Genomic DNA, 21,683 nt, shown 5'->3' with positions numbered 1-21,683 from the left:
CCGTTCCGGCGAACAAGCCGAACATCACGTTGCGGGGGTTGGGGTCGGGGCCGTCGGGCACGGTGATCGTCTACAACAACAGCGCGTACACGCACGGGACGTCGAACAGCGCGTCGTTCTTCGCGCGGGGTGCGGGTTTCGTGGCGGAGAACCTGACGATCTCGAACGATCTGGACGAGTCGAGCGTGCCGTCGGGGGCGCAGGCGGTGGCGTTGCAGACGAACGCGGATCGGATCGTGCTGCGGAACGTGCGGTTGTTGGGTGATCAGGACACGTTCCTGGTCAACGACGCCACCCGCGCCTACGTGGTGGACTCGTATGTCGAGGGCACGGTGGACTTCATCTTCGGTGGGGGGACGATCGTGTTCCACCGGACGACGGTGCACGAGAAGCGCTCCAGTGGTGGGCCGATCACGGCGGCGAGCACGGAGGCGGGCCGGAAGTACGGGTTCCTGTTCTACAAGTCCACGATCACGGGTGCGGCGAACAACGTGACGCAGCTGGGTCGGCCGTGGCGTCCGGACGCGCAGGTGCTGTACCGGGAGTCGAGCCTGTCGTCGACGATCAAGACGGCGGAGCCGTGGACGAACATGTCGGACAACAACTGGAAGAACGCCCGTTTCCTGGAGTACCGGAACACGGGCAGCGGCGCGGGGTCGAACTCGAACCGGCCGCAGCTGTCCGACTCGCAGGCCGCCGAGTACACGCCGCAGAAGTACCTGGCCGGTAGCGACGGCTGGAACCCGATCAGCTGACACGGCGAGGAGCCGAGACGATGCGCAAGAAGCACCTGTTCAAGGCCGCTGCCGCGGCGGTCGGGTTGGGCGCGGTGATCGCGCTGACCGTGGCGACGCCCTCGGCGCAGGCGGCCGTGCCCGCCGCCGGGAGCACCTACACCATCGCGGTGAAGAACAGCGGGAAGTGCCTGGACGTCCTGGACGGCAACACCGCCAACGGCGCGCTCGTGGCGCAGTGGGACTGCTGGGGCGGGACCATGCAGCAGTGGACGCTGCGCGGGTCCGGGTCCGGGACGTACGCGCTGGTGAACGTGGCGACCGGCAAGTGCCTGGACATCCCCTACGGCACGACCGAGTACTTCGTGCAGGCCCAGCAGTGGAGCTGCTCCGGCGACACCATGCAGCAGTGGCGGCTCACGGCTTCGGGGTCCGGGACGTACCAGCTGGTCAACGTGGCCAGCAACCTGTGCCTGGCCAACAAGGACGCCGGGCAGGGCCTGGGCGTGGCGATCGCGCAGGAGGGCTGCACGGCCAACTCCAACAAGCAGTGGCTGTTCACGCCGGTGTCCGGTCGGACCTGGTCGGGCACGCCCGACGGGTTCGCGGGCGCGGCCGGGACCACCGGTGGCGCGGGCGGGACCGTGGTGACCGCGACGAACTTCGCCGACCTGGTGAAGTACGCGTCGGCCAGCACGCCGCACGTGATCCGGGTCGACCGGGCGATCACCGTGACGCCGTACGGGAAGGAGATCCCGGTGGCGTCGAACAAGACGATCGTCGGGGTCGGCACGTCCGGGCAGGTCGTGAACGGCGGGTTCAACCTCAACGGCGTGTCGAACGTGATCATCCGGAACCTGACGATCCGCGACACCCGCGTCGCCTCCGACGACCCGGACGACAAGGACTTCGACTACGACGGCATCCAGATCGACAGCTCGAACAAGGTCTGGATCGACCACAACACGATCACGCGGATGAACGACGGCCTGATCGACAGCCGCAAGGACACCACCAACCTGACCGTGTCCTGGAACGTGCTGGCGGACAACAACAAGTCCTTCGGCATCGGCTGGACCGACAACGTCACCGCCCGCATCACGATCCACCACAACTGGATCCGCGACACCAACCAGCGCAACCCCAGCACCGACAACGTCGCCTACGCGCACCTGTACAACAACTACCTGCAGAACGTGAAGTCGTACGGCAACTACGCGCGTGGTGGGACCAAGATGGTCCTGGAGAACTCCTACTTCGACAAGGTCAAGGACCCGTACTACCGGGACGACACCGCGCAGCTCAAGCAGAGCGGCAACGTGGTCGTGAACTCCAGCGGCAAGCAGCAGAGCGGTGGGGCGGCCTTCGACCCGAAGACGTTCTACAGCTACACCCTCGACCCGGCCGCCGAGATCCCGAAGATCCTCGGGACGTACGCGGGGCCCCAGGGCAACATCGGGGGCTGAGCGGGTTCGAGCACCGGGGCGCGCGGCCCCCGTCCCCGACGGCGGGAGACGGGGGCCGCGCGCCCCTCTCGCTCTTCGTGGTCGCTCCGGGGCGGTGCGTGATCGGCCGCCGCTCCGCTGTCGCGCGACGCACCCGACGAGTTCCGCGAAACCGCTGGTGATCACGGGGGCGATCGCCTGTAATGACCACTGTGGACGAACTCCCCGCCAGACTGCTCGAGCTCTCGCCCGACCTGCTGACCCGCGTGGTCGAGGCCAACTGCGAGGCCAGCGCGCCGGGCAGGCACGCGATCGACGGCCGGGACGCCGTGCGCCTGGCCTGCGACCTCGTGCTCGCGGGCGTCGACACGCCGCACGTGGTCGACCTGGCCTGCCAGTCACCGGGCGAGGTGGCCGACGAGACGGCGAACGCGCTGCTCAGGGCCGCGCTGGACGACCTGGGCCTGCCCGCCGTCGACTGGTACCGCTTCGAGTGGACGATCACCCGCAAGGTCGCCGGGGTGGTGCTGCGCGGCGAGGTCGGCCCGTGCGAGGGCATGTACGACCTGTGGGACCGCTGGGACTCGACCCCGGACAGCACGTCGGTCGCGGGCGCGCTGCTGCTGTGCGCGGAGTGGGAGGGGGCGGACGAGGAGGAGCGGGTGGTCCTGCGCACCCGGATCCGCGCGTTCGCCCGCGCGACGGTGGAACTGGCGGACCAGCGCCTGGCCGAGCACGACGGGCGCGGCGCGGACCGGGCCGAGGGGCGTTGACCGGTGGAGGGGCCCGCGTGGCTGCGCGCGCTGCCGGATGAGCTGGCGGCGCGGGTGGTCGAGGCGAACGCGCTGGCCAGCGCGCCGGGCGCGCGGGAGGTCGACGGCGAGGACGCGGTCCGGCTGGCCTGCGACCTGATCATCGCCGGGGTGGACGCGCCCGAGGTGGTCGACCTGGCCTGCCAGCCGTGCGACGTGGACGGGTTGACCGCGTCGGTGCTGCTCAGGACCGCGATGGACGCGCTCGGGCTACCCGGAGCCGGGTGAAGCGGGTCGAAGCCCGCCGGTCGGCGGGCGCCGCGCACGACGGGCGCCGAGGCCCGTCGCCCGCCCCGCCAGGTCAGGTCAGCGCGTGCGGCGCAGCAGGTAGGTGTCCATGATCCAGCCCTTCTCCGCCCGCGCGCGCTCCCGCGTCTCCACGATCCGCTCCGCGACCTCCGCCAGCGGCCCGGAGATCAGGATCTCGTCCTCGGTGCCCACGTACGCGCCCCAGTGGATCGTCACCCCCGGCTCCGCCAGGTGCTCCAGGAACGCGTTGCGCGCGTCCAGCATCACCACCACGTCGTCCGCGTCCTCCGGCCACCCGGCCGCGAGCCGCCTGCCGGTGGTGATCTGCACCGCGCCCGCCACCTGGTTCAGCGTGGTCGCGTGCCTGGCCGCCAGCGCGGACACGCTGCTGATGCCGGGGATCACCCGCACGTCGAACTCCGTCGTGCCGCGCGCCCGGACGTCCTCCACCACCGCGATGATGCTGTCGTACAGCGCCGGGTCGCCCCACACCAGGAACGCCCCGACCTCGCCCTCCCCCAGGTGCTCGGCGATCAGCCGCTCGCACACGTCGGCCCGCCGCACCCGCCAGTCCACCACCGCGTCGGCGTAGCCGTCGGCCGCGCGGTCCCTGGGCGGGTCCTCGGCGCGGACCACCCGGTAGCCGCCGCCGGGGACGTGGGTCGCCAGGATCGCCTCGCGCAGGTCGGACAGCTCGCGCGCCTCGCCCGGCTTGTCCAGGAAGAACACCACGTCGGCGCGCCGCAGGGCGTCCACCGCCGCCACCGTGACGTGACCGGGGTCCCCGGCGCCGATCCCGACGACCTCGACCTGCGCGCGCACCAGCACCACCCGTTCCACTCGGAAAGACCCGGCCATTGTCCACCACGGACGGACCGGCTCCCCCGGAAGGTCAGCGGGCCAGCAGCGAGTCCGCCGCCTGGCCGCACAGCCACACCGCGCCGTCACCCCAGGACAGGCCCTCCGCCCGCACCACCCGCCACGCCGGGAAGCCGAAGTAGAACCACAGCGCCCGGCGCAGCTCGTCCCGGCCCACCCCCTCGCGCAGCCCGCCCAGCTCCAGCATCCGGTCCGCCGCCTCCGCGAACCGCGCCCTGACCTCGGCCTCGGCCACCCGCGCGGCCTCGGCGACGTCGGGGTGCGCGTCGCGGTTGTCCAGCAGCACGGACAGGGTCAGCTCGCGCCGGTCCCTGGTCACCGACGTGCCCTGCGCGACCAGGTCCAGCACCTCGGCGGAACTGGTCGCGGAGGTCAGCGCGGCGGTGGTCGCGCGCACCGCCTCGTCCGCGACGCCGTCGTCGACCATGGCCAGGAGCAGCGCGGACTTGCCGCCGACGCTCGTGTACACGGTGTTCACCGCGACCCCGGCGGCGCGCGCGATGGCCGCCACGCTGGTGCGCGCGTACCCGCCCTCGGCGAACAGCTCGGCCGCCGCGAGCAGCACCCGCTCGCGGGTCCGGGCCGCCGCTTCCTCGCGGAGGGGGGAGGTGTAGCCACGGGTCTCCACAAGATCTACAGTAGCGCACCTACATTCACTGGAGGTTCGTTACTATGAATTCCTCGGGCAGGGTCGTCGTGGTCGGCGCGGGGCCGGTCGGGCTGTGGCTGGCGGCCGAGCTGGCGCTGGGCGGGGTGCGGCCGGTCGTGCTGGAGCGCGAGCTGGAGCGGTCGCCGCACTCCAAGGCGCTGGGGCTGCACCCGCGCACGCTGGAGGTGCTGGCGCTGCGCGGGGTCGAGGACGGGTTCCTGCGCACCGGCGGTCGCGCGCCCGGCTGGCACTTCGGGATGCTGCCGACCCGCCTGGACTTCAGCGCCCTGCCCACCCAGTTCCCGTTCCTGCTCACCCAGCCGCAGGCCGAGACCGAGCGGCTGCTGGAGGAGCGGGCGCGGGCGCTGGGCGTGCGGGTGCTGCGCGGGCACCGGGTGACCGGGCTGGCGCAGACCGGCGACGAGGTGGTGCTGGAGGTCGCCGGGCCGGACGGGGGCTACGAGCTGCGCGCCGGGCACGTCGTGGGCGCGGACGGGGCGGGCAGCGCGGTGCGGGAGGCGGCTGGCATCGGGTTCCCCGGCAGCGAGTCGACGTTCTACGGGTTCCTCGGCGACGTGGAGCTGTCCGACCCGCCCGCGCCCGGCGCGAGCTGGCACGGCGAGCACGGCGCGCTCATGGCCGCGCCGCTGCCGGACGGCCGGGTCCGGCTGGTCGGCTACGACCCGGCGGCGGGCGCGGCGCCGCTCACCCTGGACGAGCTGCGGGCCACCGCCAGGCGGATCGCGGGCACGGACTTCGGGGCGCGCTCCCCCAGCTGGCTGTCCCGGTTCGGCAACGCCACGAAGGTCGCGGCGCGGTACCGGGAGGGGCGGGTGCTGCTGGCGGGCGACGCGGCGCACCGGCACTTCCCGGCGGGCGGGGTGGGGTTGAACGTGGGGGTGCAGGACGCGATGAACCTGGGGTGGAAGCTGGCCTCGGCGGTGCGCGGGCGGGCCCCGGAGTCGCTGCTGGAGACCTACCACGCGGAGCGGTGGCCGGTGGGGGTCGCGCTGGGCGAGCACACGCGGGCGCAGACGGTGCTGATCACCGGGGTGTCGGCGGAGGGGCGGGCGATGCGGGAGCTGTTCTCGGGGCTGCTGGAGGGGAACCGGGAGTTGGCGCGGACGCTGGCGATGCGGTTGTCGGCGTTGGACGTGACCTACGCGGAACCGGGCGGGGACGGGGTGGTGGGGGCGCGGGCGGTGCTCGGCGAGGGGCTGTTCCGGCACTTCCACGCGGGGACGCCGGTGGTGCTGAGCGCGGACGGCGGCGTGGTGGCGGACGGGGTTCCGGTGGTGCGGGTGCCTGCGGCGGAGCTGCCGCGACCGGGGCTGGCGGCGGCGCTGATCAGGCCGGACGGGCACGTGTGGCGGGTGTTCGAGGACGCCGGCGAGGTGGCGGGGGCGGTCCGGGAGCTGTGGCCCGCGGTGGGCGCGGGCGTCTCGGGCTGATTTCGGGGGACACTGAAGGAATAGGTGGAATCACCACGCCGTCCCGAGCGCCGCGGCGACCACCACCCGACTCCGTACAGTGCGCCCCGTGTCCCTGGACCTGAACCTCCTGCGCGCCCTCGAAGCCCTCCTCGACGAGGGCAGCGTCACCGGCGCCGCGCGGCGGTTGCACCTCACCGCGCCCGCCGTCAGCCGGGCGCTCGCGCGCATCCGGCGGGCCACCGGGGACGAGATCCTGGTGCGCAGCGGGCGTTCCATGGTCCCCACGCCCTACGCCACCGAGGTGCGCGGGGAGGTGCGGCGGTTGGTGCGGGAGGCGCAGGAGGTGCTCTCGCCGCGTCGGGCCGTCGACCTCCCGGCGCTGGAGCGGGTGTTCCTGCTGCGGTGGCACGACTCGGTGACCGAGCTGGCCGGGCCCGAGGTGCTCGCGGCGGTGCGCGAGCGGGCGCCGGGGGTGCGGTTGCGGTTCCTCGGGGAGTCCGCTTCGGACGGTCGGGAGGCGCTGGCGGACGTCGACCTCGGCACCAGCGCCGGTCCCGCGCCCACCCCCGACGCGCACCACGAGCCGGTGGGGCGGGACCTGCCGGTGGTCGTGCTGGCCCAGGACCACCCGCTCGCGCGGGGCGCGCTGACCGCCGAGCGGTACGCCGCCGCCGAGCACGTGGTGGTGTCGCGGCGCGGCGCGCTCACCGACCGGGTCGACGCGCTGCTGGCCGAACTGGGGCTCGCGCGGACGGTGGTGGCCGCCGCGCCGACCGGGGTCGCCGCGCTGCGGCTGGCCCTGCGCTGCGGGGCGGTCGCGACGGTGCCGTCCTCGGTGGCCGGGCCGCTCGCCCGCGAGCACGGGCTGGCCCGCCGCCCGCTGCCGCTGGACGCGCCGGAGATCACCCTGCACCTGACCTGGCACCGCCGCCACGACGGCGACCCGGCGCACCGCTGGCTGCGGGAGCTGTGCCTGGAGCGGCTGCGCGCGTTGATTGCACCGGAGTAAATGCTCGATTGAAAAAGATGCATTTGAGTTAATGATCGGGTCCTCCTAGCGTGGTCGACAGCACCGGCGGCACCGCCGGGAGCGCGGGAAAACCCTTGGAGGACAACAAGATGAGCACGCTCGCCGAAACCGTCGACGCCGTCCGGGCCGCAGGCGCCGCGCTGGCCCGGCGGTACCGCACGAGCCACGACCTGGTCGACCGGGCCGACGTCGAAGCCGCCATCGCCGCCGCCGACCGGGTCTCCCTCGCGCAGCTGCGCCCGAGGCTCGAAGCCGCCGTCCCGGACGCGGGCTGGGTGGAGGACGAGCTGGCCGAGGGCGGGTTGCCGAGCGGCCGGTGGTGGGTGGTCGACCCGGTGGAGGGTGCGATCAACCACGTGCACGGGCTGCCCGACTGGGGCGTCACGGCGACCCTCGTCGAGGACGACCTGCCGGTGCTCACCGCCGTGCACCTGCCGCTGGCGGACCTGACCTACACCGCGACGGCGGGCGGCGGGGCGCTGCGGAACGGGGAGCGGCTGCGCGCGTCGGTCAAGGCGGAGCTGCGCGGCGCGCTCGTGGGCACCGGGCAGGCCAGCCCGAGGGAGACCGAGGGGACGTGGCGGCTGATCGGCCGGTCGGCGACCGCGATGATGGCCGCGTCCGGGGTGCTCGGGGTGAGCGTGCCGCCGACGCTGCGGCTGCTGCACGTGGCCGACGGGCGCTCGGACGTGTTCTGGCAGCACGGCGCGGTCCGCTCGGGACTGCTGCCGGGGGCGCTGCTGGTCGCCGAGGCGGGCGGGGTGGTCAGCGACCTGCGGGGTGAGGCGTGGACCGCGGCGAGCGGCGACTTCCTGGCCGCCGCGCCGGGCGTGCACGCGCAGGCCGTCGCCGTGCTGGCCGCGCTGTGAGCGGCCTGCGGCTGGTCGTGCTGGGCGCGACCGGGGGCGTCGGCGGGCACGTGGTGGCGCGCGCCCTGCGGCGCGGCTGGTCGGTGACCGCGCTCAGCCGCACCCCGCGCGGCCTGCCCGAGCACGGGGCGCTGCGGGCGGTGGCGGTGGACGTGCGGGACCGGGACGCGGTCGCGACCGCGCTGGCCGGGTGCGACGCGGTCGTCTCGGCGCTGGGCAACCCGCCGGGGTCCGCTCCGGGCGTGCTGGCGGCGGGCGCGGCGTCGGTGGTCGCCGCCGGACCGCCGCGCCTGGTGTGGCTGGGCGCGCACGGCTCCGGACCGTCCGCGAACGCCGCCACCGCCGCGCTGCTGCGCCTGGCGCTCGGCGCGGACGAGATCGCCGACAAGGTCGCGGCCGACGCGCTGGTCCTCGCGGCGGGCGGGACGGTCGTCCACGCGGGACCGCTGACCGGTCCGACCGCGACCGGGGGCGCCCCGCAGGACCCCACCGGCGCCCGCCTGCTGCCGCTCGGCTCCCGGCGCCTGCCCCGCCCGATCCGGCGCTCGGCGGTGGCCGCGCTGCTGCTGGCCGAGGCCGAGCGGCCCCGGCACGCCGGAGCGGTAGCGATCGCGGCGGGCTGAGCCACCGCGCAGGCACTGCCGAGCACGCCCGTGCACGAACGAGCAGGTGACCGCGCCCGGCGCAACGTGTTCCGCCCCGATCTTCAGGTGATCTTCACACGCTGGGCGACCCGCCTCACCCCACCTCACCCTTTCGTGGACCCGCGAGCACAAAACGGGCAAACGGCGGAACCGGATGGGCGACACTCCGCGTCGTAAGCCGGGGAGAGCCGGACGAGGGGGAAGGTCCACGACGTGGTGCGCAGGCTCGCGCTGGTCATCGCCGCGCTGACGGGGCTGTCGGCGTGGGCGGTGCTGGGCGTGCTGGGCCTCGACGGGATGGCGCGCTGGCAGCCGCAGGCCGCGCTGGCCGACGTCGCGGGCCGGGGCACGGCCACGATCGGGCAGTGCCGCGAGGTGGGCGGGCCCGGCTTCGGGACCAGGTGGTCCTGCGCGGCGGAGGCCAGCTGGGACGACGGCACGACCTCGCGGGTCGAGCAGACCCCCTCGGGCCAGTTCACCCCGGCCGACGAAGGCCGGGACCTCGCGGTCGTGCGGCGGCTGGAGACCAGGCCGAAGGGCGGCGGCGACGTCGAGCGGGTCTACCGGGCCGACTTCGAGCCGAGCCTGCTGCTCGGCCTCGGGTCGGTCTTCGGCGCGCTCGGCGGTGGCGCCCTCCTCCTGCTGGTCCTCCTCGGAGCGGCGTCGCGAATCGGCAAGGACGACGAGAAGGGCAGGGGTGGCGCTTGAATCCGGCCACTGGTGATCCCGAAGCGCTGATGCGCGGGTGGGACCAGCAGATCCAGAACAGCCTCCGGCAGGCTGACCAGCTCACGCAGGTGGCGCGCGAGCTGAGCGTGACCAGGCGCTCCCCCGACGGCGCGGTGACCGTCACGGTCGACAGCGGCGGCAACGTCACCGCGCTCGACCTGGGCGAGGCGGCGCTGCGCAAGCGGGCCCCCGAGCTGTCGGCGGAGATCATGTCCACCATGCGCGCCGCGCAGTCGCAGCTCGCCGCGCGGATGCAGGAGGCGGTCACCCCGATCCTGGGCGACTCCACCGCGACGGAGGCGATCGTCGGCGGGCTCAAGGAGAAGTTCCCCGAGCCGCCGCCGGAACCGCCGTCGGGCCAGCAGCCGCCCCACCCCGGTCCGCCGCCTCCCCCGCCGCCCCCGGCGCCGGGCGCGTTCCCCGGAGCGCCGCAGGGCGCCGGACCGGCGCAGCAGGGCACGACCCCGGCGCCCGGCGCGGCCCCCCGCCGCGCCGCGCGACCGGACGACGACGAGGACTTCGGCAACCGCGACTGGGCGAGCGACCGGAAGGGCTGGTGATCAGCGGTGGTTGACGGGTTCGGCGTCCACACCGGCGAGATGCGGGAGCACGCGGGCAGGTTGGGGGGCGTGGTCGACCAGATCGACGTGGCCAAGGACGCGGCGACGCAGGCCACGATCAGCGGGACGACCGCCTACGGCATCCTGTGCAGCCCGCTGCTGCTGCCGCTGATGGGCTCGGTGGAGGCCATGGGGCACACCGCGATCAGCACCGCGCGCACCGTCGTGCACGCCACCGCCGAGGGCATCACCGGCATGGCGGACACCTACGACGCGGTCGAGGCTGCGGTCATCAAGGGCATGGACATCATCGACAAGGCACTGGACGGGGTCCGATGAACGACAACCCGCTCATCGCGGCTCCCGCGTCGGACGACGGCTTCGACGGCATCACCGGCGCGGCGGTCCTGGAACCGGCCGCCGACGCGGTGCTCGCCGTGCAGCGCGGCGACTGGCTGGAAGCAGGCATCAACGCGGGCGCGGCCGGGATCGACGCGCTCGGGTTCGTCGCGGACCCGTTCGGCGCGCTGCTGTCCTCCGCGTTCGCCTGGTTCATCGAGCACACCTCGCCGCTCAAGGAGATGCTCGACGCGCTGGCGGGCAACCCCGCCGTGGTCAACCAGAACGCGGGCACCTGGGGCAACGTCTCCGACCACCTGGCCAAGGCGGCGGAGGAGATGCGGCGGGTCGTGCAGGCCGACACCGAGCCGTGGACCGGACCGGCGGTGAGCGCCTACCGGCCGGTGGCGATGCTCCAGGCCGACGCCATCCAGGGCGCGTCGCTCGCGGCGAGCGGGGTCGGCGCGGCGCTGACCGGCGCTGCGGCGGCGGTCGCGGTGGTGCGCACGACGGTGCGGGACCTGATCGCGATGGGCATGAGCGAGCTGGTGCAGTGGCTGATCAGGGCCGCCGCGGCGGCGGCGCTCACGATCGGGCTGGCCACGCCCGCGATCGTCGCGGACGGCATCCGGGTCGTGGTGAAGTGGGCCAACAAGATCCGGGAGTGGGTGGACCGGATCGTCTCGACGATCCGGAAGCTGTCCAAGCTGGTGGACCAGTTCCTGAAGGTGCTGGACAAGGTCAGCGCGGCGCTGGCCAAGTCCATGCCCAAGAAGGTCCCGACGGCGGCGGCGACCACGATCGCGGAGAACCTGGTGGTGCAGGTGCCGAAGAACGCGGCGGTGTACGGGTCGAACGTGGACGACCAGACCTACGCCTCGCGTCCGTGACGCTCGCGGGCGGGCGCGCACCGGTCGGTGCGCGCCCGCACGCACGCCGAAGGCCGGGCGCTGCGGGTTCCCACCCGCCGCGCCCGGCCTTCCGCTCGTCCAGGGCCGTCTTCCCGGACCCCGCGCCCCGCTCTCCCCGACCGAACGGGGGCGCGGTGGTCAGCGCCGGTTGTCCAGCACGCCCAGGGTCGTCGGGGGCTCGCCGTCCAGCAGGGTGGCCAGGCCCTCGAACAGCTCGACGCTGCCGTCCGGCAGGCCGCGCACGCCGGGCGTGCCCACGGCGGCGGCCTCGCGGATGGCGGCCTGCATGGCCTGGTCGAGCACGCGGGTGCGCACGGTCACCCGGTCGGTGAGCCCGCCCGCCGTGCCGGGGCCGGTGTAGTCGCCGACCAGGCGGAACGGGCGCAGCGGCGGGGTGGCCACGATGAAGTCCGCGCCGATGCTGGTGCGCATGACCGTCTCGCGCTCCAGCCAGCAGGCGCGGCCCGGCTCGATCGGCACGTCCACGTAGTCCTCGAACACCTCCTCCTGGCGCCACGCCTGCCCGTAGGCGGCGGCGGTGGCGGAGGCGAGCACGTCGTAGAAGGTCTTCTCGCCCCAGGTCGGGATGTGGAAGCTGGTGGTGGTCTCCACGACCGCGCGCCCGCCGATGCGGCAGGTGATCGTGCTGTCGGTGGTGTTGCAGACCGAGACGCCGACCTGCACGGGCACGCTCAGGTCGAAGAGCATCTTGCGGCTCCGCGCGACCAGGACCTCGGCGCCCACGGCCTGGACGCTGAGCGCGGTCTTGAGCCGCTGGGCGCCCTCCGGGGTGGACAGGGCGATCGCCTTCAGCTCGTGCATCCTGGTGGGGTCGACCCCTCGGCGCTGGAGGGCGGCTTCGTAGACAGCGGTGTCCGCGGTCTGCTCGTGGAGGGCCACTGGGCGTCCCTTTTCTCGGTTGGTTCGCTGGAGCCGGTTGGGCGGTGCGCCCGGTGTGCGGTGCACTGGGGCCGACGTTCCCCAAGCTGCGTCGAACTCGCATCGCGACGACGCGATCGGGGGACCTCGATCACCCGAAGGGAGTATGCATGACCCCTTCTCAGCAGGGGAGGTCTGAACTCCTAACGGACCAATCCTGCTACCAAAAAGCACCTGTGAGTCATTCATGCGGGTGTTGATCTCCACTCCTGACCCAGCGCTGTCCCCCGACCGGCCAGTTCCGCTTGTCCGGTGTGAGACGCGCCTGGGCCGTCCGAGAGGTGACGGCCGGTTCTTGTCCGGACCAATCCCGGCCGCGCCCTGTCCACGACCGATCACGCGGCGCTACGGTCCGACCGTGAGGTCTGGACCTATCGCACTCATCGCCCTGCTGACCGCGTCGACCTTCACGGGCGCCCTGCCCGCCGTCGCGGCCCCAGCCGACTCCCCCGCCGACTCCCGGGCCGCCACGTCCGCGCTCGCCGACTGGAAGGCCCCGCTGAGCACGCGGGGCCGGTACGTCGTGGACGCGGACGGCAACCGGTTCAAGCTCAAGTCCGGCAACTGGCACGGCGCCAGCGGCACCTGGACGGGCTCCGGTTCCAAGTCCGACCCGGCGAACCACCACGCCGGGGAGATCGCCCACCAGACGCCGCTGGGCCTTGACCGGGCGCCGCTGGAGAGCGTCATCGACGGGTTCGCCGAGCTCGGGCTCAACAGCGTGCGCCTGCCGTTCTCCAACGAGATGGTGCGCGACACCGCGCCCGTGCCTGACCTGCCCGCGAACCCCGCCCTGCGCGGCCTGACCCCGCTGGGCGTGTACGACCGGGTGGTCGAGCGGCTGACCGCGCGCGGGTTCGCGGTGATCCTGAACAACCACACGGGGACGTCCCGGTGGTGCTGCGGCGTCGACGGGAACGAGCGGTGGAACACCGCGCGCACCGAGGCGCAGTGGCAGGAGGACTGGCTGTTCATGGCGCGGCGGTACGCGTCGAACAAGCGGGTGGTGGGCGCGGACCTGTACAACGAGGTCCGGCGGAACATCACCGACGACCCGAACTGGGGCCGGGGCAACGACCACGACTGGCACCGCGCGAGCCAGCAGGTGGCGAACCGCATCCTGACCGAGGCCAACCCGGACCTGCTGGTGATCGTGGAGGGGATCAACTGGACCGGGCTGCCGGTCGACGGGTTCCCGCACGGGAGGCCGACGCTGGAGCCGGTGCGGACGCTGTCGCACGCGCTGGTGGAGTCGGACAAGCTGGTGTACTCGGCGCACTTCTACGGCTACACCGGGCCGAACCACTCCGGGGCGACCGGGATCGGCGAGACGACCGACCCGAGGTACCAGGACCTGTCGCCGCAGGAGCTGAAGGACGTGGTGCGGCGGCAGGCGCTGTACGTGTCGGCCGAGACCGGTCAGCACTTCACCGCGCCGGTGTGGATCAGCGAGTTCGGGGTCGGGCGGGACAGCGCGGCGAACACGCGGGACTGGTTCGAGCGGTTCGTGGACCTGCTGGTGGAGGCGGACGCGGACTTCGCGTACTGGCCGGTGGTGGGCAACGGCGAGTCGGGGAACAACTGGTCGCTGCTGAACCTGGACCGGGACGGTCGGCGGACGTCGGTGGACGCGGACTGGCGGGGCGCGGCGTGGCGCAGGTTGGTCGGGGCGTCCGGGCGGACCGGGGTGGTGCCGGTGGGGGCGCGGTGGTCGATGCTGGGCCTGGAGCACGCGGACCTGTCGGCGTCGCGGGCGGCGCGGGGGTTGGGCGACTGGGATTCCGGGGCGCGCAAGGGGGTGTGCGCGGACGGGCAGCGGCTGGTCGGGCTCGCGGAGGCGGGCGCGCGGGCGCTGTGCACCGGGGTCGCGGGCGCGCCGGGCGGGTTCGTGGTGGTGCGGGGGGAGGAGAACGTGACGCAGGACTGGGCGAGCGGGTACACGAAGGTGCAGTGCCCGGCGGACCACTACGTCGCGGGCTACTCGGTGCGGGGCGGCGCGTTCTCGGCGGCGCTGTGCGCCCGGTCGGGGGCGGCGCTGGGCGGGACGGGGCGGACGGTGTGGTTCGACCGGGGGGACAGCAGGCCGGCCGGGAACCCCGGCGGGGAGTTCGCGCCGAGCAGGTACAAGGGGCAGTGCGCGGAGAACGAGCACGTGGCGGGGATCGCCTGGACGGGGCGGATCTTCTCGGACAAGGGGCCGGACGCGTTGTACTGCCGGGCTTCGACGCCTCGGTGATCGATCGGACGTGACCACGGGCGCCCACCGGACTCGGTCCGGTGGGCGCTTCCGGTCAGGAGGCGGCGAACGCCAGCGCGCCGCGCGCGCCCGCGAGGTCGGCGAGCCGGGACTTGCGCACCACGACCGGCCGGTCGCCGGGGGACGCGGCGCGCTCCAGCTCCTCCCGCACCGGGCCGCGCACCAGCGCGTCGGGTGCGAAGGACAGGTCGCCGCCCAGCACGATCACGTCGGGGTCGACCACCGCGCGCACGCGCGCCAGCTCCGCGCCGAGGGCCCGGCCGACCTCGTGCAGGACCTGGACGCACGCCGGGTCGTGCTCCTTGGCCCGCCAGACGACCTCCACCGGTCTGGCGGGCAGGTCCGCCCGCAGACCCCGGTAGCGCTCGTGGACCCGCTCGACGAGCCGGGGACGGCCCAGCGGCCCGCTCCCCAGCGCTTCGAGGGCCCCGGAGCGGAAGATCGTGCCGCCGACGACCAGCCCCGCGCCGAACCCGGTCGAGACGTGGGCGGACAGCAGCACCCGGGCGCCCCCGCCCGCGCCGTGCACGTGCTCGCCGTAGGCGGCGAACCCGTCCGCGTCGCCGCGCACGACCGGCACGTGGGGAAAGCGCTCCGCCAGCGCCTCCTCCCACGCACGACCCCGGAGCGGATCGGCCGCCTCCTGGACGCACAGCCCGATCGAGCGCACGTCGCTCGCGGTCATGCCCACTTCACCGAGCTGGCCGTCGACGATCTCGATCCAGGCCTTGCCCCGGTGGCTGACGCCGGGGCTGCCGATGCCGTCGACCACGTGCTCCTCGTCGTGCCGCCGGACCGAGACGACCACCTCGCCCACCCGGACCTCGATCCCCACCGCCGCGCCCCGCACGTGCCACCCGTCCACCGCGCTCCTCCCTCGCTCTCCCGTGCGCCCGATCGTCCCGCGCCGGGGCGTGCGCGCGGTCGCCACTTTCGAGTGAACAGCCCGTGACCTGCGAACCCGCAAACTTCACTAACTGTAATGTTGTACAGTTGAAGAAATCCGCAACTCTTGAACCACCCGGAGCTCCCCCGTGACCATGCCCCTGCACCAGGCCAAGGCCGAGTTCTTCCGGATGCTCGGCCACCCGGTCCGCATCCGGGTCCTCGAACTGCTCCAGGACGGCCCGCTGCCCGTCCGCGACCTCCTGGCCGACGTCGGCGGCGAGGCCTCCAGCCTGTCCGCGCAGCTCGCTGTGCTGCGCCGGTCCGGCATCGTGGCCGCCAACCGCGACGGCACGACCGTCGTCTACGAGCTCACCAGTCCCGACGTCGCCGAGCTGCTGCGCGCCGCGCGCCGGGTGCTCGCCGGGCTGATCACCAACAAGGACGAACTGCTGGCACTGCTCAGGGAAGAGGGAGAAGAGTGACGACGTTCTTGCCCGCCAAGGCCGATTGGGCGGGCGCGACCCGGCGGGACCTGCTCGCCGGGGTGACGGTGGCCGTGGTGGCGCTGCCGCTGGCGCTGGGCTTCGGCGTGGCGTCCGGGCTGGGCGCCACGGCCGGGCTGGTGACCGCCGTGGTCGCGGGGGCGCTGGCCGCCGTGTTCGGCGGGTCCAGCCTCCAGGTCTCCGGGCCCACCGGGGCCATGACCGTCGTGCTGGTGCCCATCGTGGCCGCGCACGGGGCCGACGGGGTGCTGGCCGTGGGTCTGATGGCGGGCGTGCTGCTGATCGCGCTCGCGGTGCTGCGCGCGGGCCAGTACATGAAGTACGTGCCCGCTCCCGTGGTGGAGGGGTTCACGATCGGGATCGCGGCGGTGATCGGCCTCCAGCAGGTGCCCGCCGCGCTGGGCGTGCCCGCGCCCGACGTGGAGAACGTGGCGCTGGCCGCCGGTGCGGCCGTGGCGGAGTTCGCCGCCGCGCCGAACTGGGCGGCCGTGGGGCTGGCGCTCGGGGTCGCGGCGGTGATGCTGCTGGGCGCGCGGTGGCGGCAGGCGGTGCCGTTCTCGCTGCCCGCGCTGGTGCTGGCCACGCTCGTGGCGAACTGGGCCGGGCTGGACGTGGCGCGGATCGGCGCGCTGCCCTCGACGCTCCCCGTGCCGTCGCTGGGGTTCCTCGACCCGAGCACCCTGTGGGCGCTGCTGCCCTCGGCGGTGGCGGTCGCCGCGCTGGCCGCGCTGGAGAGCCTGCTGTCGGCGGCGGTGGCCGACGGGATGAGCGTCAACCAGCGGCACGACCCGGACCGCGAGCTGTTCGGGCAGGGCGTGGCGAACCTGGTGGCGCCGATGTTCGGCGGGGTGCCCGCGACGGCGGCGATCGCCCGCACGGCGGTGAACGTGCGCTCCGGCGCGACGTCCCGGCTGGCCGCGCTGACCCACGCCGCGGTGCTGCTGCTGATCGTGTTCGCGGCGGCCCCGCTGGTGTCGCAGGTGCCGCTCGCCGTGCTGGCGGGCGTGCTGCTGGCGACGGCGGTGCGGATGGTCGAGGTCGGCGCGGTGCGGGCGATGGCCCGCGCGAGCAGGCCGGACGCGGTGGTGCTCGCGCTGACGGCGGTGGCGACGCTGGCGCTGGACCTGGTCACGGCGGTGATCGTGGGGCTGGTGCTGGCCGGGGTGTTCGCGCTGCGCGCGGTGTCCAGGAGCGCCCGGCTGAGCGAGGTGCCGCTGGAGCCCGGTGACCACAGCGCGGAGGAGCAGGCGCTGCTGGCGCAGCACATCGTGGCGTACCGGCTGGACGGGCCGCTGCTGTTCCACGCCGCGCACCGGTTCCTGCTGGAGCTGAGCGAGGTGTCGCCGATGGCCGTGGTGGTGCTGCGGATGTCGCACCTGTCCGGGGTCGACGCGACCGGGGTCGCGGTGCTGCGGGACGCGGTGCGGCGGCTGGAGGTGCGCGGGGTGACGGTGCTGGTGTCCGGGGTGCGGGAGGAGCACAGGCGGGCGCTGGACACGTTGGGGGCGCCGGTGTTCGACAGCACGCCCGAGGCGATCGCGCACGCGCGGGAGTTGTTGGGCGAGCAGGGTCTGCTGCCCACCTGAGCGCCCGGACCACGCCCCGCGACGCCGGTCTCACCGGTCGGCCTCGCGGGGCTTCTCGCTGTCCGGCGGGGTTTCCGGCTCGTCCCGCACCAGGCCCTGCTCCAGCATCAGCTCGCGCAACCGCCGCAGCGCGGCCAGCTGCGCCGGGTGGTACATCTGCAGCACCACCTCAGCGATCGCGCTCTGCGTCAGCTCGGGGTCCAGCGGCGACCCGGCCGTGGGGTCCTTGGTCCACGGGTGGTCCTCCTGGGTCCTGCGGGCCACCGGGACGAGCCGCCGGGCGATCTCCTCGATGGCCGCCTCGTCCGCGTCCGGCGGCAGCGCGTCGAAGTCGACCTCCGCCGGGTCCGGGTTCGCGTCCAGCGTGCCGAAGCCCTCGATCGCCTGCTTGTCGAACACCGAGGCCAGGACGGTGAGCATGGACCGCTTCGACTCGGTCAGCTGCCGGGAGAACGGGGCCAGCGCGGGCGGGACGTGCGCGGGCGCGCGGTGGCGCAGGGCCAGCGCCAGCTCCGCCCGGACGCGGTTGATCCGCTCGACGGACGCCGCCAGCTCCGCGTCCAGCGCGCGGATGGCCTCCTCGGACTCCTCGTCCGCCTTCCCCATCACCGCGATCTGCGCCAGCGGGACGCCGAGGTCGCTCAGGCGCTTGATCTGGAGCAGCCGGACCAGGTGGGGGATCTTGTACTGCTTGTAGCCGTTGGCCGCCCGGTCGGGGAGGTCCAGCAGGCCGGTCGCGTGGTAGTGCCGGACGGCCTTCACCGTGGTCCCGGCCAGTTCCGCGAGCTGCCGGGTGCTCCACGTCATGCGCTTGCCCTCCGTCACCGCTCCAGTGGACACCGTGCCCCTGGGGCAGGGTCAAGGGTTTGACCGTGCCCCGAGGGCAGGGTTTCCACTGGGAGGCGGACGGAACCCACGAGGGAGGCCGAAGGTGTTCGCGGAACTGCGGCGGCGGAACGCGTTGAAGCGGGTCAGGCCCGGTCACGGACGAGTGCTCAAGCCCTTTCGCCGGTGGCAGACGCTGTCCCGGTCGCTGCTGTCCCTGGAGCCGGGGGACGGCGCGGTGTGGACGGTGGAGGTGCTGCACTGGAAGCAGCTCACCACCGAGGACGGGCGGCCGGTCGCGCACCTGTACCGGAACGGGGCGCACCACGCCGAGTCCTCGGTGCCCGCCGTCTTCCCGGTGCCGGGCGGGGTGGTGGAGGTGCAGGCGTCGGCGTTCGGGCTGAAGCGGTGCCACTACCTGCCGGACGGGGGCGGGGAGCGGCAGCTCGTGCCGGACCCGGACTCGGGCGAGGGGCGGCGGGCCCGGTTCGGGCGCGAGCACCCGGTGGCGAGCCGGTGGATCGGGATCGGGGTGGTGGCGCTGCTGGTCGTGCCGGTGCTGCTGCTGGTCCCGCAGCTGCTGGAGGCGCTGACGCGGGTGCCGCCGGTGGCCGAGCGGTTCGGGGTGTTCACCTCGCCGGTGGCGCTGCCGTGGTGGGGGAACACCGCGCTCACCCTGGTCACGGCGGCGGCCAGCACGGAACGGGCGCTGCGGTTGCGGCACCACTGGTTGCTGGACTCGGTCGGGTAGGTGGGGGTGGGTGGTGCGGGCCGGGCTGGGGGCCCGGCCCGCACCGTCTGTCAGCAGGTCTTGGTCGAACGCAGCGCCTGCCAGGTCTTCGGGCCGACGATGCCGTCGGCGGCGAGGCCGGCGCAGCGCTGGATGGACCGGATGACGGAGTCGGTGTTGGCGCCGAAGATGCCGTCGACGTCCAGCTTCTTGCCGCCGACCATGAGGTTGACCAGGCACTGGATCTCGCGCACGCCGCTGCCCGTCGAGCCGAGGCGGAAGGTGGCGGTGCCGGAGTAGTAGCCGCAGCTCCTGGCGGCCTGGACGGCGGCGGGCTGGGCGGCCGGTGCGGACGCGGTGGCGGCGGTGGCCGCGCCGGCGCCGCCGAGCAGCGCGGCGGTGGCCAGGGTCAGCGCGGCGGCCAGCTTGGTGAGTCCCACGGGGTTCCCCCTCGGTTCCGACCCGCCGCCCCGGTGGCGGCGGGTTCGGGGCAACCGTGCCCGGCGGGGGCACCGCAGGCGCACCGGGAGCGCACAACCCGCAGGTCGGAGCGGGTGCGGGGTGAGCCTGCGGGGGTAGCCGCGACCAGCGCTGAAGCAGCCCCGACACCCGCCTCACCCCTCCTCGTCCGACAACGAGTGCCAGATCGCCCTGAGCAGCTCCTCCCACGTCCCGTCCGGTTCCAGGTCGCCCGAGGTGACCAGCCGGGTGGCCAGGTGGACGGCGTTGAGGAGCTGGTCCGAGGCCAGGCCGCCGACCTCCCTGCTGCGGTCGAGGAACCTGCCGACCAGGCGGGCCACGTCGACCTCCGCGTTCGCGCCGAAGTGCGCCGCGACCATCTGGCCGAGCTGCTCGGGGCCGGGGTGCTCGATGCGCAGGCGCAGGCAGCGGCGCAGGAACGCGGCGGGGAACTCGCGCTCGCCGTTGCTGGTGATGACCACCAGCGGGAACTCGCGGCAGCGGACGCCGCCCTCCTCGACGGGGACGAGCTGGCGGTCGGCGCTGAGCACGTGGACCAGCGGGGCGATCTTCGCGATCCGGACCAGCTCCGGGATCTGGTAAGCGCCTTCCTCGAAGACGTCGAGCAGGTCGTTGGGCAGGTCGATGTCGGCCTTGTCCAGCTCGTCGATCAGCAGCACCCTGGGCACGTCGTGCGGCAGCAGCGCGGTGCCCAGCGGCCCGAGGTGGACGTAGCCGCCGATGTCCACCGGGTCCGCCTCCTCGTCGGGGCGCGCCCGCACCGCCTGGAGACGGCCGATCGCGTCGTAGGCGTACAGGCCGTGCCCGAGGCGCGTGCGGCTGGTGACCGGCCAGCGCAGGACCGGGCCGAGCCCCAGCTCGCGGGCGACGAGGTGGGCCAGCGAGGACTTCCCGGTGCCGGGCGGGCCGGTGACCAGCAGGGGGCGCCGCAGGTGGATGGCCGCGTTGACCATCTCCACCTCGCCCCGGTGCGGGGTGCGCCCCGCGGCGGGAGCGGCCCCCACCCTGCGGTCGGCCTCGCCCCCGTCGTCCGCAGGCCTGGGGGCCGTGCCCGTTCCCGTGAAGCGGCGCCACGGTGGCGGCGGCGGCCAGTGCTCGGGCGGCCCCTCCGCCCGCCCCGCGCTGCCCCGGTACAGCTTCCACGAGTCACCGACAGCGGCCATCCCGCTCCCCTTCCCCCGTGTGGTGGGGCGTGGTCCGCGCGCGCCGGGCTAACTCCCCGCGCGCCCCTGCGCGTCCGTCCAAGACCTCACCACCACCTCGGCGCGGCGAACCGCCTCGGAGTCGCCCTCCAGCTCGCGCACCGCCGCCAGCAGCTCGGCCAGCCCTCCCTCGTAGCCCGCGCAGGTGCGCACGAGGGCGTGCACGTGGAACCGGGTGCGCGGGTGGTGCGGCACCGCGTCCCTGATCCGGGCGGACAGCACGTCCAGCACGAACCGCCTGCTCGCCTCGTCGTGCACGCTGGGCACGGCCAGCAGCGCGTCGACCACCTCGGTGAACCGGATCACCGGCGCGGCGGGTGCCCGCCCGGCCCCGCCACCACAGGTCGGGTCGGGCAGGTCGGTCGGGTCGATCGGGGCAGGCGCCGCACCGTCCCTGATCCACGCCGGGGCCCGCAGCTCCTTGACCGCCACGTCGACGCGCCGGTACCGGTCGGGCTCCTCGGCCGGGTCGTGCCGCACCACGTCCTGGTAGAACAGGTCGGAGACGATCAGCACGACCGGGGAGTCGGAGCCGCGCCGCGCCGCGCGCAGCGGTTCGGACGCGAGGAGCCTGCTGGCGTGCACCACCCCGCCGCCGACGATCCCGTGCTCCACCGAGCGCACCTCGCCCGCGTGCAGGCAGCACCGGAGCCGGATGGTCGCCGCGGGCGAGGACACCGCGTTGTGCCTGGCGACCTCCGCGGCCAGGGAGGCCAGCATCGGGCCCAGCAGCAGGAGCTTGGGAACCGAGGCTGGCACCAGCAGCAGACCGCCGTCCCCGCCGTCCTGGTAGGTGCACGCCGTCCAGTCCGCGCCCGTCGCGGAGAAGGCCCTCCTGACGGCGCGGTTCAGTCCGTTGTGGACGGATGCGCGGTGCTCGTCGGTGCGCTCGCCGGAGCCGTAGCCCTCGACGTCGAGCATGACGATGCCGTGGTGCAGCGGGAGACTCGGCGACAGCAAGGACACCACCCCGATCGACGTTCCCGCCCG

The 21,683-nt window shown here is 74.2% G+C and carries 24 protein-coding genes; 16 read left to right on the top strand and 8 right to left on the bottom strand.

The window, feature by feature from the left end:
• From LV78_RS13390 to LV78_RS13375, 4 genes are all read left to right on the top strand, one after another.
• Nucleotides 1-755: pectinesterase family protein (locus LV78_RS13390; RefSeq protein WP_253845552.1), on the top strand; the 755-nt coding region annotated here is incomplete at its 5' end.
• 20 nt (nt 756-775) lie between these two features.
• Nucleotides 776-2,200, top strand: coding sequence for an RICIN domain-containing protein (locus LV78_RS13385; protein ID WP_253845550.1), 1,425 nt, complete (start codon nt 776-778; stop codon nt 2,198-2,200).
• A gap of 191 nt (nt 2,201-2,391) precedes the next feature.
• Nucleotides 2,392-2,952 (top strand): hypothetical protein, encoded by a 561-nt coding sequence (locus LV78_RS13380; RefSeq protein WP_253845548.1) that lies wholly within the window; start codon nt 2,392-2,394, stop codon nt 2,950-2,952.
• A gap of 3 nt (nt 2,953-2,955) precedes the next feature.
• A complete protein-coding gene (locus LV78_RS13375; RefSeq protein ID WP_253845546.1) occupies nt 2,956-3,219 on the top strand; it encodes a hypothetical protein in 264 nt (87 codons plus the stop codon).
• Between the two features lie 78 nt (nt 3,220-3,297).
• Here LV78_RS13375 and cobF read toward each other — a convergent pair whose 3' ends face one another.
• Nucleotides 3,298-4,098 carry a precorrin-6A synthase (deacetylating) gene (gene cobF, locus LV78_RS13370; protein WP_253845545.1) on the bottom strand — a complete coding sequence of 267 codons (801 nt, stop codon included), beginning with the start codon at nt 4,096-4,098 and terminating at the stop codon, nt 3,298-3,300.
• Nucleotides 4,099-4,132: 34 nt separating this feature from the next.
• The gene (locus LV78_RS13365; protein WP_253845543.1) at nt 4,133-4,747 is read right to left on the bottom strand and encodes a TetR/AcrR family transcriptional regulator; all 615 of its coding nucleotides are present in this window, start codon (nt 4,745-4,747) and stop codon (nt 4,133-4,135) included.
• 44 nt (nt 4,748-4,791) lie between these two features.
• Between LV78_RS13365 and LV78_RS13360 the strand changes: the two genes are divergently transcribed.
• The 8 genes from LV78_RS13360 to LV78_RS13325 all read left to right on the top strand — a co-directional run bounded on the left by LV78_RS13360 (nt 4,792) and on the right by LV78_RS13325 (nt 11,262).
• Nucleotides 4,792-6,219 (top strand): FAD-dependent monooxygenase, encoded by a 1,428-nt coding sequence (locus LV78_RS13360; RefSeq protein WP_253845541.1) that lies wholly within the window; start codon nt 4,792-4,794, stop codon nt 6,217-6,219.
• Between the two features lie 88 nt (nt 6,220-6,307).
• A complete protein-coding gene (locus tag LV78_RS13355) occupies nt 6,308-7,210 on the top strand; it encodes a LysR family transcriptional regulator (RefSeq protein ID WP_253845540.1) in 903 nt (300 codons plus the stop codon).
• Between the two features lie 110 nt (nt 7,211-7,320).
• Nucleotides 7,321-8,100, top strand: a complete 780-nt coding sequence (locus tag LV78_RS13350) for an inositol monophosphatase family protein (protein ID WP_253845538.1) — start codon at nt 7,321-7,323, stop codon at nt 8,098-8,100.
• Entirely contained in the window at nt 8,097-8,723 is a 627-nt protein-coding gene (locus tag LV78_RS13345; protein WP_253845537.1) for an NAD(P)-dependent oxidoreductase, read from the top strand. The genes LV78_RS13350 and LV78_RS13345 overlap by 4 nt, the downstream gene beginning before the upstream one ends.
• Nucleotides 8,724-8,957: 234 nt before the next feature.
• Complete coding sequence (locus LV78_RS13340; RefSeq protein WP_253845534.1) at nt 8,958-9,452, top strand: DUF6346 domain-containing protein; 495 nt, start codon at nt 8,958-8,960, stop codon at nt 9,450-9,452.
• A gap of 29 nt (nt 9,453-9,481) precedes the next feature.
• A complete protein-coding gene (locus LV78_RS13335; RefSeq protein ID WP_253845533.1) occupies nt 9,482-10,033 on the top strand; it encodes a YbaB/EbfC family nucleoid-associated protein in 552 nt (183 codons plus the stop codon).
• 6 nt (nt 10,034-10,039) lie between these two features.
• The gene (locus tag LV78_RS13330; RefSeq protein WP_253845532.1) at nt 10,040-10,372 is read left to right on the top strand and encodes a type VII secretion target; all 333 of its coding nucleotides are present in this window, start codon (nt 10,040-10,042) and stop codon (nt 10,370-10,372) included.
• Nucleotides 10,369-11,262, top strand: a complete 894-nt coding sequence (locus tag LV78_RS13325; RefSeq protein WP_253845530.1) for a hypothetical protein — start codon at nt 10,369-10,371, stop codon at nt 11,260-11,262. Before LV78_RS13330 ends, LV78_RS13325 begins: the two co-directional genes overlap by 4 nt.
• Before the next feature lie 159 nt (nt 11,263-11,421).
• Here LV78_RS13325 and LV78_RS13320 read toward each other — a convergent pair whose 3' ends face one another.
• The gene (locus LV78_RS13320; protein WP_253845528.1) at nt 11,422-12,183 is read right to left on the bottom strand and encodes a hypothetical protein; all 762 of its coding nucleotides are present in this window, start codon (nt 12,181-12,183) and stop codon (nt 11,422-11,424) included.
• A gap of 397 nt (nt 12,184-12,580) precedes the next feature.
• Here LV78_RS13320 and LV78_RS13315 point away from each other — a divergent pair, with 397 nt between their 5' ends.
• A complete protein-coding gene (locus LV78_RS13315; RefSeq protein WP_253845526.1) occupies nt 12,581-14,458 on the top strand; it encodes a glycoside hydrolase family 5 protein in 1,878 nt (625 codons plus the stop codon).
• 55 nt (nt 14,459-14,513) lie between these two features.
• On the opposite strand, the gene LV78_RS13310 is transcribed toward LV78_RS13315, so the two are convergent.
• Nucleotides 14,514-15,344 carry an ROK family protein gene (locus LV78_RS13310; RefSeq protein ID WP_253845524.1) on the bottom strand — a complete coding sequence of 277 codons (831 nt, stop codon included), beginning with the start codon at nt 15,342-15,344 and terminating at the stop codon, nt 14,514-14,516.
• Between the two features lie 169 nt (nt 15,345-15,513).
• On the opposite strand from LV78_RS13310, the gene LV78_RS13305 reads away from it, so the two are divergent.
• A complete protein-coding gene (locus LV78_RS13305) occupies nt 15,514-15,849 on the top strand; it encodes an ArsR/SmtB family transcription factor (protein WP_015802969.1) in 336 nt (111 codons plus the stop codon).
• Nucleotides 15,846-17,456 (top strand): SulP family inorganic anion transporter, encoded by a 1,611-nt coding sequence (locus LV78_RS13300; RefSeq protein ID WP_253845522.1) that lies wholly within the window; start codon nt 15,846-15,848, stop codon nt 17,454-17,456. Before LV78_RS13305 ends, LV78_RS13300 begins: the two co-directional genes overlap by 4 nt.
• Nucleotides 17,457-17,486: 30 nt before the next feature.
• Here the strand turns inward: LV78_RS13300 and LV78_RS13295 are convergent, their stop codons facing one another.
• Nucleotides 17,487-18,281: a MerR family transcriptional regulator gene (locus tag LV78_RS13295; protein ID WP_253845519.1), complete on the bottom strand. Its 795-nt coding sequence runs from the start codon at nt 18,279-18,281 to the stop codon at nt 17,487-17,489.
• A 106-nt stretch (nt 18,282-18,387) separates the two neighbouring features.
• Between LV78_RS13295 and LV78_RS13290 the strand changes: the two genes are divergently transcribed.
• A complete protein-coding gene (locus LV78_RS13290; protein ID WP_253845517.1) occupies nt 18,388-19,032 on the top strand; it encodes a hypothetical protein in 645 nt (214 codons plus the stop codon).
• Nucleotides 19,033-19,082: 50 nt separating this feature from the next.
• On the opposite strand, the gene LV78_RS13285 is transcribed toward LV78_RS13290, so the two are convergent.
• The 3 genes from LV78_RS13285 to LV78_RS13275 form a co-directional block, all read right to left on the bottom strand.
• Nucleotides 19,083-19,451 (bottom strand): peptidoglycan-binding domain-containing protein, encoded by a 369-nt coding sequence (locus LV78_RS13285; RefSeq protein WP_253845515.1) that lies wholly within the window; start codon nt 19,449-19,451, stop codon nt 19,083-19,085.
• A 174-nt stretch (nt 19,452-19,625) separates the two neighbouring features.
• Nucleotides 19,626-20,654, bottom strand: coding sequence for an AAA family ATPase (locus tag LV78_RS13280; RefSeq protein ID WP_253845513.1), 1,029 nt, complete (start codon nt 20,652-20,654; stop codon nt 19,626-19,628).
• Nucleotides 20,655-20,702: 48 nt separating this feature from the next.
• Entirely contained in the window at nt 20,703-21,653 is a 951-nt protein-coding gene (locus LV78_RS13275) for an effector-associated domain 2-containing protein (RefSeq protein WP_253845512.1), read from the bottom strand.
• Nucleotides 21,654-21,683: the final 30 nt, after the last annotated feature.

It is taken from the genome of Actinosynnema pretiosum, assembly GCF_024171695.1.
Taxonomy (GTDB): domain Bacteria; phylum Actinomycetota; class Actinomycetes; order Mycobacteriales; family Pseudonocardiaceae; genus Actinosynnema; species Actinosynnema pretiosum.
Note: the sequence above shows the minus strand (reverse complement) of the source record. Positions and strands in the feature narration are given on the sequence as shown.

Coding starts and splice junctions, on each gene's coding strand:
- LV78_RS13385 (WP_253845550.1), top strand. CDS start 776: ATGCGCAAGAAGCACCTGTTCAAGGCCGCTGCCGCGGCGGTCGGGTTG.
- cobF (WP_253845545.1), bottom strand. CDS start 4,098: ATGGCCGGGTCTTTCCGAGTGGAACGGGTGGTGCTGGTGCGCGCGCAG.
- LV78_RS13360 (WP_253845541.1), top strand. CDS start 4,792: ATGAATTCCTCGGGCAGGGTCGTCGTGGTCGGCGCGGGGCCGGTCGGG.
- LV78_RS13350 (WP_253845538.1), top strand. CDS start 7,321: ATGAGCACGCTCGCCGAAACCGTCGACGCCGTCCGGGCCGCAGGCGCC.
- LV78_RS13335 (WP_253845533.1), top strand. CDS start 9,482: ATGCGCGGGTGGGACCAGCAGATCCAGAACAGCCTCCGGCAGGCTGAC.
- LV78_RS13325 (WP_253845530.1), top strand. CDS start 10,369: ATGAACGACAACCCGCTCATCGCGGCTCCCGCGTCGGACGACGGCTTC.
- LV78_RS13280 (WP_253845513.1), bottom strand. CDS start 20,654: ATGGCCGCTGTCGGTGACTCGTGGAAGCTGTACCGGGGCAGCGCGGGG.